The sequence below is a fragment of the Streptomyces sp. NEAU-174 genome (assembly GCF_052665095.1).
The window spans coordinates 208,358-222,270 of record NZ_JBQTCE010000002.1; the positions used below are offsets into that span (position 1 = coordinate 208,358).

Below are 13,913 nucleotides of genomic sequence, written 5' to 3' on the forward strand. Positions count from 1 at the left end.
CCACGCATTCATACTCCACGCATCCATAGCGCGGGTCATCCGTGCGACGAGGGGAGCCCCATGAGCCACACCGAGGCCGAGATCGCGAGCCAGCCCGACTGCTGGCGGCGCGCCATCGCCCTGGCCCGGGATCCGGAGGGGCCCGTACGGGCGGCGCTGCCCGGGGCGGGTGAGCGGGTCGCCGTCGTCGGCTGCGGCACCTCGTGGTTCATCGCCCAGTCGTACGCGGCGCTGCGCGAGGCGGCGGGCCAGGGTGAGACGGACGCGTTCGCGGCGTCGGAGATGCCGCTCGGCCGCGGCTACGACCGGGTGGTCGCGCTGTCCCGGTCCGGTACCACGACCGAGGTGCTTGAGCTGCTCGGCGCGGTGCGCGGCCGGGTGCCCACCACCGTCGTCACGGCGGTCCCCGACTCCCCGGTCGTGGGCGCCGCGGACGCCGCGGTGGTGCTCGACTTCGCCGATGAGCGGTCGGTGGTGCAGACCCGCTGGGCCACCACCGAACTCGCCCTGCTCCGCGCCCACTTGGGCGTGTCCCTGGACCATCTGGAGGCGGACGGGGAGGCGGCACTCGCCGAGCCGCTGCCCGGGCCGCTCGTGGACGCCGGGCAGTTCACCTTCCTCGGGCGGGGCTGGACCTACGGGGTCGCCCAGGAGGCCGCGCTCAAGATGCGCGAGGCGGCGGGAGCGTGGACCGAGGCGTATCCGGCCAAGGAGTACCGGCACGGCCCGATCAGCGTGACCGGCCCGCGGAGCGTGGTGTGGTGGCTGGGCGAGGGGGCGTCGGACGTGGCGGACGAGGAGATCACCCGCACCGGCGGCCGGGTCGCCGGCTTCGGCCGCGACCCGCTGGCCGAACTGGTGGTGGTGCAGCGGCTCGCGGTCGCGATTGCGGCGGCGCGCGGGCTCGACCCCGACGAGCCGCGCCATCTCACCCGCTCGGTGATCCTCGGCTGAGCGGGGCCGGGCGCAGGACGGATACGGCCGGAACACGGGAACGGGTGGAAGGAGCCGGTTGATGCCCCTGGTGGCCACCGGAGAGATCGTCGGGGCGGCCGCGCGGGCCGGGCTCGGCGCGGGTGCGTTCAATGTCATCCAGATCGAGCACGCCCAGGCCATCGTGGCCGGGGCGGAGGCGGCGGGCGCGCCGGTGATCCTCCAGATCAGCGAGAACGCGGTGCGGTATCACGGCGCCCTGGCCGCCATCGGGCGGGCGACCGTGGAGGTGGCCCGCGCGGCCCGGGTGCCGGTGGCCGTGCACCTGGACCACGCCACCGGGCCGGAGCTGGTGCGGGAGGCGGTGGACCTCGGCTTCGGCTCGGTGATGTTCGACGCCTCGGCCCTGGACTACGAGGGCAATGTGGCGGCGACCGCCGAGGTGGCGGCCGGCTGCCATGCCCAGGGGGTGTGGGTGGAGGCCGAGTTGGGCGAGGTGGGCGGCAAGGACGGCGTCCACGCGCCGGGCGCCAGGACCGAACCGGCCGAGGCCGCCGCCTATGTGGCGGCCACGGGGGTGGACGCGCTCGCGGTCGCGGTGGGCACCTCGCACGCCATGGTCGTCAAGGCCGCGGTGGTGGATCTGCCGCTGGTCGCGGCGTTGCGCGCGGCCGTGCCGGTACCGCTGGTGCTGCACGGCTCCTCCGGGGTTCCCGAGGCGGATCTGACCCGGGCGGTGGAGGCGGGGCTGACGAAGGTGAACATCGCCACCCATCTGAACGTGGCCTACACCCGGGCGATCCGCGACCATCTCGCCGGCCACCCCGAGGTAGTCGACCCCCGCCGGTATGTCGCGGCCGGGCGTGCGGCGGTGGCGCGCGAGGTGACCCGGCTGCTGAAGCTGGTGCGGGCCACGGGCTGAGAGAGCGTCTGCGGGAAGTTGCTGCGAACGCCGCCGATTCGCGCGGCAATGCGCATCGGCTTCCGCGGCGCCAGCGTATTGACATGAGCTTATCAACTCGCCCAAGATGCCCCCGTCGAGGTTAGGAAAGGTTCCTAACAAAGGGGTGTCCTATGCGCAAGCGTTTAGCGTTCGTGATCGCCACGGCCGGTCTGCTGGCCGGCTCCGTCACCGCCGGCGCCCACGCCAACACCCGGGGACCCGCGCCGGCCCCCGCGTCCACCAAGGAGGGCACGGTCACCGCGGCGCAGCTGCTCGCCAAGGTGCAGGGCTGTTCCCAGATATCCAGCGGCAAGTACCGCACCGACGACGAGACATCGGCCACCGTCCCGGTCTGCGGTGCCAATGGGGCGGTCTTCTGGAAGGCCGACATGGACGTCGACTGCGATGGCCAGGTGACCTCCCGGTGCAACGAGGACACCGACCCGTGGTTCCAGGACGACACCGCCTTCCACCAGTCGGACGGCAAGCCCCTCATCGCCGACAAGCTGCCGTATGTCGTGGTGCCGAGCCCGAGCTCCACCTGGGACTACCGGCAGGCCGGCATCAAGGGCGGCGGCGTGGTCGCGGTCATCTACAACAACAAGGTCGAGTACGCGGTGGTGGGCGACACCGGACCGAACAAGATCATCGGTGAGGCGTCCTACGCCACGGCCAACGCGCTCGGCATCGACCCCGACCCGGAGACCGGCGGCGCCGAGTCGGGGGTGACGTACATCCTGTTCAAGAACTCCTCCGTCTCCCCCATCGAGAACCACGGCAAGGCCGTGTCGGTCGGCGACGGCCTGGCGAAGCAGTTCGTCCAGAACAACTGACCCGCCATTGTCGGAGAACGTGCGGCACGGCCGCATGTTCTCCGATGATTTTTCCCGGGCCGGGCGGTCTGCACCGGTGAACGCCGCTACAGGAGGTGGACGTTGACCGGTCCCGAGCCCGAGAATCCGCCCATGCCGTCCCCGGCCGTGCTGGTGCTGGCCCAGCCGGTCACCCGCGCCGAGGTGGCGCGGCTGTGCGAACGGCTGACCGCACTGGCGCGCCGGGCCGGTCCGGGGCCGGTCACCGTGGACGTGGGCGGGGTGGCGCGGCCGGACCTGGCCGTGGTCGAGGCCCTGGCCCGGCTGCGGCTGACCGCCGGCCGGCTGGGGCGCGGGATCCAGCTCCGCAACGCCCGCGGCGAACTGCGGCGGCTGCTCGCCTGGACGGGGCTGGACGAGGCCCTGACGGCCCCCGCTGCGTTAGGCCACGCCCTCGGGCCCGAGCCAGGCGGGGAGGCCGAACAGCGGGAAGAGGCGCTCGGTGTCCAGGAAGGAGTTGAGCCCGGTGATCCGGCCCCCTGATATCTCCAGGACCTGAAGCGCCCAGGGCTCATGGCGGCCGTCGGCGCCGCCCGGGCGGTACTGGCCGAAGGCGGGCATGCCATTGGCCACGGTCGGGACCAGCCGGGAGCCGCGGCAGCCGATGCCATGGCCCAGCAGCCACTGCCGGATGTCCTCGTGGCCGCGCAGCCACAGCTCGTACGGCGGCATGGAGAGCGTGGCGTCCTCGTGCAGCAGGGCGGTGAGGGAGTCCAGGTCGTAGCGCTCGAAGGCGTCCACATAGCGGGCCAGCAGCGCGCGCTGCTCCTCGTCCAGCGGCTTGACCGGGTCGGAGTCGCTGACCTGGCTCGCGGCGAGGGTGGCCCGGGCGCGCTGGAGCGCGCTGTTGACCGACGCGACGGTGGTGCCCAGCAGCTCGGCGACCTCGCTCGCCTTCCAGGCCAGCACCTCGCGCAGGATCAGCACCGCCCGCTGGCGGGGCGCCAGGTGCTGGAGCGCGGCGATGAACGCGAGCCGCACCGCGTCCCGCTGGGCCGCCACCTCGGCGGGGTCTCCCCCGTCCGGCAGCACCTGGCCGTCCGGCACCGGCCCGATCCAGGTGGCCTCCGGCTGCTCGGCGAGCGTGGCCGGGAACGGGGTGGCCGCGGAGGTCAGATCCATGGGCCGGGCCCGCCGCTTGCTCCCGCTGAGCATGTCCAGGCACACATTGGTGGCGATGCGGTAGAGCCACGACCGCAGCGCGGACCGGCCCTCGAAGCGGTCCAGGCCCCGCCAGGCGCGCACCATCGTCTCCTGCACCGCGTCCTCGGCCTCGAAGGCCGAGCCCAGCATCCGATAGCAGTAACCGGTCAGCTGCGTGCGGTACGGCTCCAGCTGAAGCTCGACACCGGCCGCGCCGTCCACCGACGCCACATCACTCATCGCCGCACCTCGATCGTTTCGATCGCTCTTCGGACTCCCATCGGCGCCAAACCTAGCGGGCCCCACTGACAACGGCGCCGACCTGCGGAAACGACAGACGGCTCGGGGCGCCGGACGGGTGACTCAGGACACCGGGCGGGCGCTGACCGTGGCGGCGTGCACCTGATGGCCGCCGCTGGCGATCATCCGTACCTCCGCGCGGTCGCTGATCTCCGCCCGCACGATGCCGGTGTCGTCCACGTACACGGGGTGGCCGCCCGGACCGCTGCTCTCCGTGCGGTGCACCACCACGACATCCTCGGCTCCCGGGTCCGGGGCGGTCGTATCCAGGAAGACCAGCTCATACCGCTCTCGGCTCCGCATCACGCCCTCCTCCGCACCGACCCGCCCCCGCCATCTCAAACCGGGACATTCAACACTATCGCTCGGGCGGGGCGGCGCAAGAGGTTCGGTGCTCACCGCGGTGCGGCCACCGCACCGTCCGCGGCGTCCGTGCGCCCCTCCTCCGCCTCCTCCTCGGGCGGCCTGCTGTCGAGGCGCAGCATCGGCGCGAGGACGGGGCCGAACAGGGTGGCCACGGTGATGGAGCCCAGGGTGATGGCCCAGGCGAACGGGCCGAGCGGGGTGCAGTCGAAGAACTGGCTGACGCCCGGGGTCTGGATGATGGCCGCGAGCACCGCGGCGGAGCCCAGGCCGGCGACCAGGACGTGCGGGTCCAGGCCGCCCGTCGTCAGCGTCTGCGCCAGCTGGGTGCCGACCAGGGCGGCGAGCGCCACCGTACTGGCCCGGCGGCTCCGGCCGGTGACCCGGGCGCCAGTCCACGCCAGTCCGGCCCCGGCGGCCGTGATGACGCCCCGCAGCAGCATGTCCTTGGTGAGCGCCACGCCCAGCGAGCGGCTGGGGCCCTCCTTGAGCAGCCGTTCGCCGGTGTGCCCGGTGGGTTCGCGCACCGCGATGGCGAGCGCGGGCGCGAGGTCGGTCAGCAGGTTGACCAGCATGATCTGACGCGCGCTCAGGGGCGTGGTGCCGGTGAGGGCGGAGGCCGCCACGCTGAAGGTGACCTCGCCGAAGTTGCCGCCGATGAGGATGGCGAGGGCGGCCCGGACCGAGGCCCACATGGCGCGCCCCTCCATCAGGGCCGAGACGATGGTCTCCAGGCGGTCGTCGGTGACGACGAGGTCCGCCGCGGCGGTCGCGGCGGGGGTGCCGCGCCGGCCGAGGGCGATCCCGACGTCCGCGAGCCGGATCGCGGGGGCGTCGTTGGCGCCGTCGCCGGTCATGGCCACCACCCGGCCGAGGCGCTGATACGCCTGGACGATGCGGACCTTGTGGTGCGGGCTGCACCGGGCGATCACGTCCACCGTGGGCAGCAGCTCGTCCAGCCGCTCGTCGTCCATCTCGTCCAGCTCAGGACCGGTGCTCACCTTGGGCTCCGGGACGTCCATGACGGTGGCCGCGATGGCGTCCGCGGTGGCGGGGTGGTCGCCGGTGAGCATCACCGTCTGCACCCCGGCCTCGCGCAGCCGCTCGGTGGCCGGGCCGGCGCTGGTGCGGACGGGGTCGGCGAGCGCGATGAAGCCGAGGAAGTCCAGGTCCCGCACGGTGTCGTCGGTAAGGTCCTCGCCCTCCCGCATCGGGCGCTCGGCCACCGCCAGCACTCGCCGCCCTGCTCCGGCCAGCTCCTCGGCGGCGTCGGCCAGCTTCTTGATGTCCTCCGCGTCCAGTGGGACGGCCCGTCCGGTGCCCGGTGCGCGCCGCCGGGCGACCCGCTCCAGGACGCCCTCGGGCGCCCCTTTGACGCTGAGCAGGGCGCCGTGCGAGGTGCGCCCGGCGGTGGCGTGGTAGGCGCGGGAGGGTTCGAACGGCAGCGAGTCGGTACGGCGCCAGCGGGGCGCCCCGCGCCGCACCCCGACCCCGGCCCGGCGGGCTCCGACGCTCACCGCGCGGTCGGTCTGGTGCGCCATGGGCTCGGCCTGGCGGGCCGGCGGGGTCGCGCGCAGGGCGGCGGCGAGCACCGCCTTACGGGGCGCGTCGAGCCGGTCGGCGGGGAGCGGGCCGCCGCCGTCGCTGACGGCGGCGAGCTGGAGGGTGCCCTCGGTGAGGGTTCCGGTCTTGTCGAAGCACAGCACGTCGGCGCGGCCGAGGGCCTCGATGGTGCGGGGGTTGCGGACCAGTGCGCCGAGGTCGGCCAGCCGCCGGGCGGCGGCCAGCTGGGCGGCGTTGACCAGGAACGGAAGTCCCTCGGGGACGGACGCCACGGCGAGGTTGACGGCGGAGGCGAGGTTCTCGGTGGGCGGCAGGCCGTGCAGCAGTCCGGCGCCGGCGACCGCGGCGGCGGATCCGACCGCGATGGGCACGCTGGAGCGGGTGAGCGCGGTCAGCCGGGCCTCGACACCGGTGACGGGGGCGGCCTGGCGGGCGGTGGCCAGGCTGCGGCCGACCTCGGTGGCCGGTCCGGTGGCCACGACGACGGCCTCCGCCCGCCCCGCGGAGACCGTGGTGCCCTCGTAGAGCATCGACCGGCGCTGGGTGAGGTGGGCGCCGACGACCGGTGACGGGGACTTGTGCACGGGCAGGGACTCGCCGGTCAGCGAGGACTCGTCGACCTCGAGCCCCTCGGCCTCCAGCACCCGGCAGTCGGCGGGCACCACGTCCTCCGGGCCCAGCACGACGATGTCGCCGGGGACCAGGTCCCCGGCGGTCACCAGGCGTTCCGCACCGCCCCTGCGGACCCGGGCGCCGATCGCCGACCGGGCGAACAGCTCGGACAGCGCCCGCTCGGTCCTGACCCGCTGGAATCCGCCGACGAGCGCGGAGACGCCGGTGATGGCGGCCACCAGCGCGGCGTCGGTGCGCGAGCCCACGGCGGCGGCCAGGGCGGCTCCGGCGGCCAGGACCGGGGTGAGCGGGTTGGCCAGCTCCTCGATGAACGCGGCGGGCAGGGTGGTGCGGGAGGGCTCGCCCCGGCGCGGCCCCTGCGCGGTGCGGGACGCCGCCTCCTCCGGGGTCAGCCCGTCGGGCCTGGTCCGCAGCCGCTCCAGCACCCGGGGGACCGGCATCAGATACCAGGGGGTGGTGGTCACCGGCGGGTCCATGGGGCGGCCCAGGAGCTGGCGCGCCCGCCAGTTGCCCAGGGCGAAGGCCAGGGTCCCCGCCGTGGTGCCCGACGCCGCGCCGCGCGCGGTGGCCTGGTCCGGGGGCGCCTGGAGGGCGGCCACCGCGCCGATGGCGCTGCCGCCGGCGGACAGCAGGGCGCTCTCCCGGTCCACCCGCGCGGCCACGCCGACGGCGTCCACGATGAGCCCGGCGGACTCCAGGTCGGCGCCGACGAGCAGATGGGCGCCCCAGGCCGGGGGTTCGCCGTCGCGGTGCACCCCGATGCCGCAGTCGGCGGCGCCCAGGGCCCGGCGGTTGCCGGAGAGCAGCAGCACCACGGCGCCGTCGGCCTGGAGGGAGCGTACGGAGGCCACCAGGCGACCGCCGGAGGGAACCACCGCGTCGGCGAAGGTGATGTCCGTGGGCTGCTGCCGGTCGGTGGCCAGGACGATGCGGGCCCCCGCCCGGCGGGCGGCGGCCGCCACGGCCCCGGCGCCCGGCACGGTCTGTGGCGCGAGGCCCACCACCGCCTGGAGCTTGCTCCCCCGGGCCAGGCCGAGCACCCGCTCGCTGCCCCTGCGGCGGAGCCGCGCCGCGGTCTGCTGCCCGGTGCGGCCCGTCAGCTCCAGCCGGTCCAGGGGACCGAGCACCCATCCGCCTGCGCGGCGGGTCTCCAGGGGCTCGTCGGAGTCGAAGAGGTCGAAGAGCCGCTCGGTGGTCCGCTCGGGGTGGGCGCCGCCGAGGAGTTCCAGGTCGATGGGCTCGTAGCGGTCGCCGCGCAGCGCCGCCTCGTCCAGCACCACGGTGTCGACCTGGCCCAGCCGCCGCAGCGAGCTGCGGTCCATGGCCAGGACGCCGCGCAGCGCCAGGAACCGGCCGAGGCTGGTCGCGAACCCCTCCCGGCCCGCCCCCGGCGCCTTGGGCACGGAGGAGAATCCGACGGCGAAACCGCGGCGCGGGCCGGCGAAGGGCGCGGTGAGGAGGCCGGCCGCGGCCCCCACCGCCATGGAGCGCTCCGCGAAGCGCTCCACGGTGTCCTTGGGGGACGGTCCGGGCCGCTCGACCACGATGGGCTCGGCCACCACGTCCTGGGGGCCGTGCACCAGGTGCGGCTCCATCGCGGCCCAGGCCCGGCCCTCCGCCTCCGCCTCCCGCCACAGGGCCGTCCGCTGGATGAGGTCGAGCACGAGCCCCCCGCCCCGGGTGGCCACGCCCTGGGTCAGCGCGCTCAGCACCGGCAGCGTCGGCTCGGTCGGCCGGCCTCGGGTGACGGCCAGGGCGAGGCGCCGCAGCCGGGGGTGGTTCTGGATGACGGACATGGCGGCGGCCACCTCGGTGGGCAGCTTGAGCCAGGGGGCCAGCCGCAGGGCGGTCGCCACGCTCAGGCCCACGACGTCCGCGGCCACGACGGCCAGCGACTGGGCGTCCCTGGCACCGCCGGAGGGGTGGCGCGGCTCGGGGGCCCATTCGTCGAACTCCTCGGTGGGCCCGGCGGGCTCCTGGACCTCGGCGCGCTCGATCCGGGCGATCAGATCCAGCTCGGACGGGGGCGGCTTGCCCACGGCCACCACGACCCGCTCGGAGGGCGAGTTCACCCGGGCCCACCGCACCCGCGGATGCTCCTCGAGCGCCCGCTCCACCCGGCGGGCCACCTGCTCGCCGCCGATGCCGTGCACCCCGCGGACCTCGATGTAGTACCGCCCCGGGTAGGACCAGATCCCGCGCTCGGAGGGCCGGACCAGCCGTCCGACGGCTCCGGCGGCATCCCGCACGCCCGCGGCCACACCGCTTTTGATGGGCGCGAGCAGCAGCGCGGACGGCAGGGGCAGACGCAGTGCTGACAGCGACGGCAGCGGTGACATCAAGGGACCTCCGCTCTCCGGGCGGCCTGCCCGGTTCATCCCTATTACCCTGAAAAGGGAAGAAGATTCCATTCGTCATCACCGTGTGGACGTGAGAACAGTGAGCACTCCCGCTACGTCACGCAAGCGCAGTTCCTCGACCGCCGCGAAGAAGACGGCAGCACCGGCGCGCGGCGGCAAGTCGACGACGAAGTCCCAGACCACGTCGGCCACCTCGAAGCCCTCGCAGGCCAAGAGGACGACGAAGGCCACCAGGCCGTCGAAGACCACACAGCGGCAGCGGACGGCGAAGGCCGCCAAGGGCCCCATGGAGACATCGCGCAGCGACGGCAAGCGCCGCCTGACCGTCACGGTGCCCACGTTCAATGCCATGGGCCACGCCACGAAGGAGGGGTTCGACACCGTCGGCCACGCCACCAGGGACACCCTCGACACCGTGGGCCACGCCACGAAGGAGACCTTCGGGACGGTCGGCCACGCGACCACCCGCGCGACCGGTGGTGCGGCGAAGGCGGCGATGAAGCCGATCGAGGTGGCCCGCCGGGTGCTGCCCGCCAAGGGCGGACTCCCGCTGTACGTGGGGCTCGGCGCGCTGGGCGCCGTGGAGATCATCGAATGGCCGGTGGCCATCGGCATCGGGGTCGGTTACGCGGTGCTGCGCAAGGGCGGCATCATGGCCGAGCCGTCCGAGCAGCGCGGCGCGGGCCGCGGCCAGGGCCGCACGACCGGCCGCTCGAGCTCGAGGAGCGCCCGTTCCGGGAGTCGTTCGCAAACGCGTAGATCCGCGAAGGCCGCGGCGTAACGTTTCGACCAGCGGCTTCGTGCCGGATCGATTTCGTCCGCAAAGCGGTCATAAAACGGGCAGAACTCTGTTGGAAACGGGCACCCCACAGTCGCCGTAGCGTTGGTATACACCAGGAAGCGGGCCTAACACCCGTTACTGAATTCCCCCTGGGGTCCGGCGCATTGCGTGGCCGCGATGCGCCGACCCTCCGTCACCTGGGGGTTCACCCGAGACGGACTGACCACTCCGTCACGAACCGACCGAAAGCGGTGACTCCTCTTGGCCCTCCCCCACAGCGCTCAGAGTGCCCCTCGAGTGCCCGGACAGGCAGTGCCGGCCGCCTCGCGGCACGCCACCGGAATGGCCACACTCGCCCCTGACCTCCATGTGGTGGCCGGGGACGAGGACTTCTTCCGACACTTCGGCGCCTCGTCCGCCGAGTTGTGCGGCCGCAGCCTGTTCGACCTGCTGCACCCCAGCTCCCCCTCCGTGCTGCGGGAACACTTCTCGCGACTGCACGACGGGCGGCGCACCCGCTTCACCGAGCGCGTCCTCGGCTACCACTCACGGGGCCGGGTGTTCTCGGGAAAGCTGACCGGCACGGCCATCCAGGGCCGGTCCGACCGACTCGCGGCCATCGTCGTGATGGTCAAACCGGATGACGAACGACCCGAGGAGGAACCAACCCCCACCAGCCAGAAGTTGCTGTCGCCGCTGGAGGCCCGGATACTCGAGGGCGTGGCGACCGGAGCGTCGACCGTGCAGATGGCCGCCAAGCTCTATCTCAGCAGACAGGGCGTCGAATACCACGTGGGATCCATGTTGCGGAAGATGAAGGCCCCCAACCGGGCGGCATTGGTCTCGCGTGCCTACGCGGCCGGCATGCTGACCGTCGGCACCTGGCCGGCCCGCGTTCGCCCGGAATTCATCAAGTGACGCAAATCATGTGACGCCGCATCACACCGAACAGGCCCGGGGCGCACCGCCCCGGGCCTGTCGTCTTCGGCGGCCCGGCCGGTACCTCACGGGTCCCGGGCGGCACGCCTCCGTCGCTCAGTAGGCTGAGACGGCCATGCGTTCACTCCCCACCGGATCGCGCACCGCGCGACGCCCCCGCCCCGGGCCGCCCCGCGCCCTCCTGCCCGCCGTGGTGGCCGCGTGCGCCGCCGTGCTGACCGCCGCGGGGTGCGCGGCCCAGGCGGGGGTGCGGGACGACGGCGTGGCGCCCTCGCTCTCGGCACCGGCCAGCGCGGTTCCGCTGTGGCCCCGGTACACCCCGCCGACCGTGGCCACGCCCCAGGAGAAGCCCGACTTCGCCCGCTATCTGCCGGTGGACAGGGTCAGGGTGCCCTCGGGCGGACTTGCCGCCCTGTCCGCGAAGAACCTGCTGCTCCACGACCCCAATGTGCCCTCGGTGGTGCAGAAGGAGGTCTCGCTGTGCCCCGACGGCAGCCACTGCCCGCTGCGGGACACCGCCCACCGGGATCTGACCGGCGACGGCCGCGACGAACTGGTGGTGGCAGCCGATCTGCCGGTGTTCGAGCGGACGCTGCTCCAGGTCTACACCGCCTCGGGCCGCACGGTCCGCCCCGTGCTCATCTACTGGGGCCCGCCCGGGCTCACCGGTGAAACCTTCGGCCGCGATCTGCTGATCTCCGCGATCGGCAAGGACGGCCGGGTCACCACCCGCTTCCGCTGGAACGGCACCGTCATGGCGGCCGTGACCCCCGAGGACGGCGCGGCCACCCGGACCCCGGTCCCGGAGGGCGGCGCGGCCACCCGGGCCCCGGCTCCGGGGGAGGGCGGCGCCGACCGGACCGCCGCCCCCGGCGCCGCACCGGGGGCTCTGCCGAGCAGAACCGGCACGGCGGCGGACACGGGTACCCGTACGGAGACGAGGACGACGCGATGACCACCGCCTTCACCCCGCCCGGCCCGGGCTCCCCGACCGAGGCGCAGCTGCTGCTCGTCGAGGACGACGAGGTGATCCGCAATACGGTGCGGATGGCCCTGGAGCGGTACGGCTTCACCGTGTCCACCGCGGGCGACGGCCTCACCGGGCTGGAGATCTTCCGGGAGGAACAGCCCGATCTGCTGCTGCTGGATGTGATGCTGCCCGAGCTGGACGGCATCGGACTGTGCCGCAGGGTCCGCGAGTTCAGCCTGGCGCCGATCCTGATGATGTCCGCGCGCGGTGACTCCCTGGACGTGGTCTCCGGTCTCGAGGCGGGCGCCGACGACTATGTGGTCAAGCCGTGCGAGAGCGCGGTCCTGGTGGCCCGTATCCGCTCGCTGCTGCGCCGCGCCTCCTTCACCCCCGTGGCCCGCGCCCCGCGCGCCGGGGCTCCGGGATCGGACGACACGGCCGATCCCGACACCCTCGCTTTCGGCGATCTCACCATCGACACCCGCGGTATGGAGGTGCGCCGCGCGGGAGAGCCGCTGGCCCTGACCCCCACCGAACTGCGGATGCTGCTGGAGTTCGCCGGCTCGCCGGGGGTGGTCCTGGAGCGCCGTACGCTGCTCAGCCGGGTCTGGGACCACGCGTGGCAGGGCGACACCCGCGTGGTCGACCTCCATGTGCAGCGGCTGCGGGCCAAGATAGGCGCCGAACGGATCGAGACGGTCCGCGGCTTCGGCTACAAGCTGCGGCGCTGACGATGACGCTGAGATGGCGGATCGTCGCCCTGGTGGCGGCGGCGACGTGTGCCGCCGCGGCCGCGGTGGGCGTCCTGGTGCACCACGCCTCGCGCGACCGCGAACTGTCCCAGGCGCGCGACGGGGCGCGCACCACACTGGACCGCGCCGCGGTCATCTACGCCCGCACCGGCGGCGTCCAGGGCTCCGGCGCGGTGCTGGACGCGCCCGGGCTCCCCGGGGATCTGCGGCGCCTGGTGGACAAGGGCCATCAGGGCACCGAGTTCACCACCGGCCCGGGCGGACCCGCGATGTGGGCGGCCCGGCCCGCCGATGACCAAGTCCTGTCCGTACGCCTCGACATGAGCACCGCGATGCGCGACATCGGCGCGCTGGACACCAACATCATCCTGGCCGGGCTGATGACCACCGCCGTGGTGCTGCCGCTGGGTGTGCTGACCGCCGAGCGGATGAGCCGGCGGCTGCGGCTGGCGGCGGCCACCGCGCGGCGGATCGCGGCCGGGGACCTGGACGCCCGGATCTCCCCCGCCACCCGCCCGCACGACGAGATCGCCGAGATCTCCGGGGCCGTGGACTCGATGGCCGCCGCGCTCCAGGAGCGGCTGCTCGACGAGCAGCGGTTCACCGCCGATGTGGCGCATGAGCTGCGCACTCCGCTGATGGGTCTGGTCACCGCCGCCGAGCTGCTCCCGCCCGGCGAGGCGGCCGGGTATGTGCGGGACCGGGTGCGGGTGCTGAGCACGCTGGTCGAGGAGCTGCTGGAGATCTCCCGGCTGGACGCGGGGGCGGAGGAGGCCGATCTGTCCCCCTGCCCCCTGGGTCCGGTGCTCGAGGAGGCCATCGCGGGCACCGGGCTGTCGGCGCGGCTGCGGACCGGCACGCCGGAGGACAGCGGGCAGGAGAACAGCGAGTGGGAGGACCGCGAGCGGGAGGACCACGAGGACGCCGGACAGCGGGACGGCCCGGCGGAGGACACCGGACAGCGGGACGCCGCGGACGGCCCGAAGGTGTGGACGGATCCCCGTCGGCTGACCCGTATCGTCGCCAATCTCGTGGTCAACGCCCATCGCCACGGCCGCGAACCGGTCGAGGTGACGGTGGCGGCGGACGGCCGGACCGTGACGGTCCGCGACCACGGCACCGGCTTTCCCGACGATCTGCTGGAGAGGGGCCCGCAGCGGTTCCGCACCGGGGTCCGGGAGCGGGGCCGGGGCCATGGTCTCGGGCTGACCATCGCGGCCGGCCAGGCTCAGGTCATCGGCGCCACGCTGGAGTTCGGCAACGCACCGGACGGCGGCGCGGTCGCCACCCTGCGCCTGCCCGAGCGGCCCGAATCGCCGGAGCCCGGACCGATACACGGCTGATACACCGTCGAGCGGAAG

Annotated in this window: 13 protein-coding genes; 9 read left to right on the forward strand and 4 right to left on the reverse strand. The window is 74.0% G+C overall.

All coding sequences use genetic code 11. The features are described 5' to 3' along the window. Positions 1-60 precede the first annotated feature (60 nt). The 4 genes from ACT2CW_RS05835 (at position 61) to ACT2CW_RS05850 (ending at position 3,231) form a co-directional block, all read left to right on the forward strand. Positions 61-954, forward strand: coding sequence for an SIS domain-containing protein (locus ACT2CW_RS05835; protein ID WP_445515777.1), 894 nt, complete (start codon positions 61-63; stop codon positions 952-954). A 61-nt stretch (positions 955-1,015) separates the two neighbouring features. Continuing rightward, on the forward strand, positions 1,016-1,855 hold the full coding sequence (locus ACT2CW_RS05840; RefSeq protein WP_445515778.1) for a class II fructose-bisphosphate aldolase: 840 nt from the start codon (positions 1,016-1,018) through the stop codon (positions 1,853-1,855). A 152-nt stretch (positions 1,856-2,007) separates the two neighbouring features. Next, complete coding sequence (locus tag ACT2CW_RS05845; RefSeq protein WP_164430743.1) at positions 2,008-2,709, forward strand: glycoside hydrolase family 75 protein; 702 nt, start codon at positions 2,008-2,010, stop codon at positions 2,707-2,709. 102 nt (positions 2,710-2,811) lie between these two features. Then, positions 2,812-3,231 carry an STAS domain-containing protein gene (locus tag ACT2CW_RS05850; protein ID WP_445515779.1) on the forward strand — a complete coding sequence of 140 codons (420 nt, stop codon included), beginning with the start codon at positions 2,812-2,814 and terminating at the stop codon, positions 3,229-3,231. Here ACT2CW_RS05850 and ACT2CW_RS05855 read toward each other — a convergent pair. The 4 genes from ACT2CW_RS05855 to ACT2CW_RS05870 form a co-directional block, all read right to left on the reverse strand. Further along, entirely contained in the window at positions 3,130-4,131 is a 1,002-nt protein-coding gene (locus ACT2CW_RS05855; RefSeq protein WP_164430745.1) for a sigma-70 family RNA polymerase sigma factor, read from the reverse strand. The genes ACT2CW_RS05850 and ACT2CW_RS05855 overlap by 102 nt on opposite strands. A 123-nt stretch (positions 4,132-4,254) precedes the next feature. Beyond that, entirely contained in the window at positions 4,255-4,494 is a 240-nt protein-coding gene (locus ACT2CW_RS05860) for a DUF6296 family protein (RefSeq protein ID WP_138910755.1), read from the reverse strand. Between the two features lie 92 nt (positions 4,495-4,586). Next, positions 4,587-9,089, reverse strand: coding sequence for an HAD-IC family P-type ATPase (locus tag ACT2CW_RS05865; protein WP_445515780.1), 4,503 nt, complete (start codon positions 9,087-9,089; stop codon positions 4,587-4,589). Between the two features lie 78 nt (positions 9,090-9,167). Continuing rightward, a complete protein-coding gene (locus ACT2CW_RS05870) occupies positions 9,168-9,461 on the reverse strand; it encodes a hypothetical protein (RefSeq protein WP_445515781.1) in 294 nt (97 codons plus the stop codon). On the opposite strand from ACT2CW_RS05870, the gene ACT2CW_RS05875 reads away from it, so the two are divergent. The 5 genes from ACT2CW_RS05875 to ACT2CW_RS05895 all read left to right on the forward strand — a co-directional run bounded on the left by ACT2CW_RS05875 (position 9,460) and on the right by ACT2CW_RS05895 (position 13,895). Further along, a complete protein-coding gene (locus ACT2CW_RS05875) occupies positions 9,460-9,891 on the forward strand; it encodes a hypothetical protein (RefSeq protein ID WP_445515782.1) in 432 nt (143 codons plus the stop codon). The two genes, ACT2CW_RS05870 and ACT2CW_RS05875, sit on opposite strands and share 2 nt — an antisense overlap. A gap of 342 nt (positions 9,892-10,233) precedes the next feature. Continuing rightward, positions 10,234-10,809 carry a LuxR C-terminal-related transcriptional regulator gene (locus tag ACT2CW_RS05880; protein ID WP_166483713.1) on the forward strand — a complete coding sequence of 192 codons (576 nt, stop codon included), beginning with the start codon at positions 10,234-10,236 and terminating at the stop codon, positions 10,807-10,809. Positions 10,810-10,945: 136 nt separating this feature from the next. After that, the gene (locus ACT2CW_RS05885) at positions 10,946-11,785 is read left to right on the forward strand and encodes a hypothetical protein (protein WP_445515783.1); all 840 of its coding nucleotides are present in this window, start codon (positions 10,946-10,948) and stop codon (positions 11,783-11,785) included. Beyond that, the gene (gene cseB / locus ACT2CW_RS05890) at positions 11,782-12,531 is read left to right on the forward strand and encodes a two-component system response regulator CseB (RefSeq protein ID WP_445515784.1); all 750 of its coding nucleotides are present in this window, start codon (positions 11,782-11,784) and stop codon (positions 12,529-12,531) included. The genes ACT2CW_RS05885 and cseB overlap by 4 nt, the downstream gene beginning before the upstream one ends. 2 nt (positions 12,532-12,533) lie before the next feature. After that, positions 12,534-13,895 (forward strand): sensor histidine kinase, encoded by a 1,362-nt coding sequence (locus tag ACT2CW_RS05895; RefSeq protein ID WP_445515785.1) that lies wholly within the window; start codon positions 12,534-12,536, stop codon positions 13,893-13,895. Positions 13,896-13,913 lie beyond the last annotated feature (18 nt).

Excerpts from the sequence above, each read along its gene's own strand:
- ACT2CW_RS05885 (WP_445515783.1), top strand. The coding sequence starts at position 10,946 with ATGCGTTCACTCCCCACCGGATCGCGCACCGCGCGACGCCCCCGCCCC.
- ACT2CW_RS05875 (WP_445515782.1), top strand. The coding sequence starts at position 9,460 with ATGGGCCACGCCACGAAGGAGGGGTTCGACACCGTCGGCCACGCCACC.
- ACT2CW_RS05865 (WP_445515780.1), bottom strand. The coding sequence starts at position 9,089 with ATGTCACCGCTGCCGTCGCTGTCAGCACTGCGTCTGCCCCTGCCGTCC.
- ACT2CW_RS05870 (WP_445515781.1), bottom strand. The coding sequence starts at position 9,461 with ATGGCATTGAACGTGGGCACCGTGACGGTCAGGCGGCGCTTGCCGTCG.
- ACT2CW_RS05895 (WP_445515785.1), top strand. The coding sequence starts at position 12,534 with ATGACGCTGAGATGGCGGATCGTCGCCCTGGTGGCGGCGGCGACGTGT.
- ACT2CW_RS05840 (WP_445515778.1), top strand. The coding sequence starts at position 1,016 with ATGCCCCTGGTGGCCACCGGAGAGATCGTCGGGGCGGCCGCGCGGGCC.
- ACT2CW_RS05855 (WP_164430745.1), bottom strand. The coding sequence starts at position 4,131 with ATGAGTGATGTGGCGTCGGTGGACGGCGCGGCCGGTGTCGAGCTTCAG.
- ACT2CW_RS05880 (WP_166483713.1), top strand. The coding sequence starts at position 10,234 with ATGGCCACACTCGCCCCTGACCTCCATGTGGTGGCCGGGGACGAGGAC.
- ACT2CW_RS05845 (WP_164430743.1), top strand. The coding sequence starts at position 2,008 with ATGCGCAAGCGTTTAGCGTTCGTGATCGCCACGGCCGGTCTGCTGGCC.
- cseB (WP_445515784.1), top strand. The coding sequence starts at position 11,782 with ATGACCACCGCCTTCACCCCGCCCGGCCCGGGCTCCCCGACCGAGGCG.
- ACT2CW_RS05835 (WP_445515777.1), top strand. The coding sequence starts at position 61 with ATGAGCCACACCGAGGCCGAGATCGCGAGCCAGCCCGACTGCTGGCGG.
- ACT2CW_RS05860 (WP_138910755.1), bottom strand. The coding sequence starts at position 4,494 with ATGCGGAGCCGAGAGCGGTATGAGCTGGTCTTCCTGGATACGACCGCC.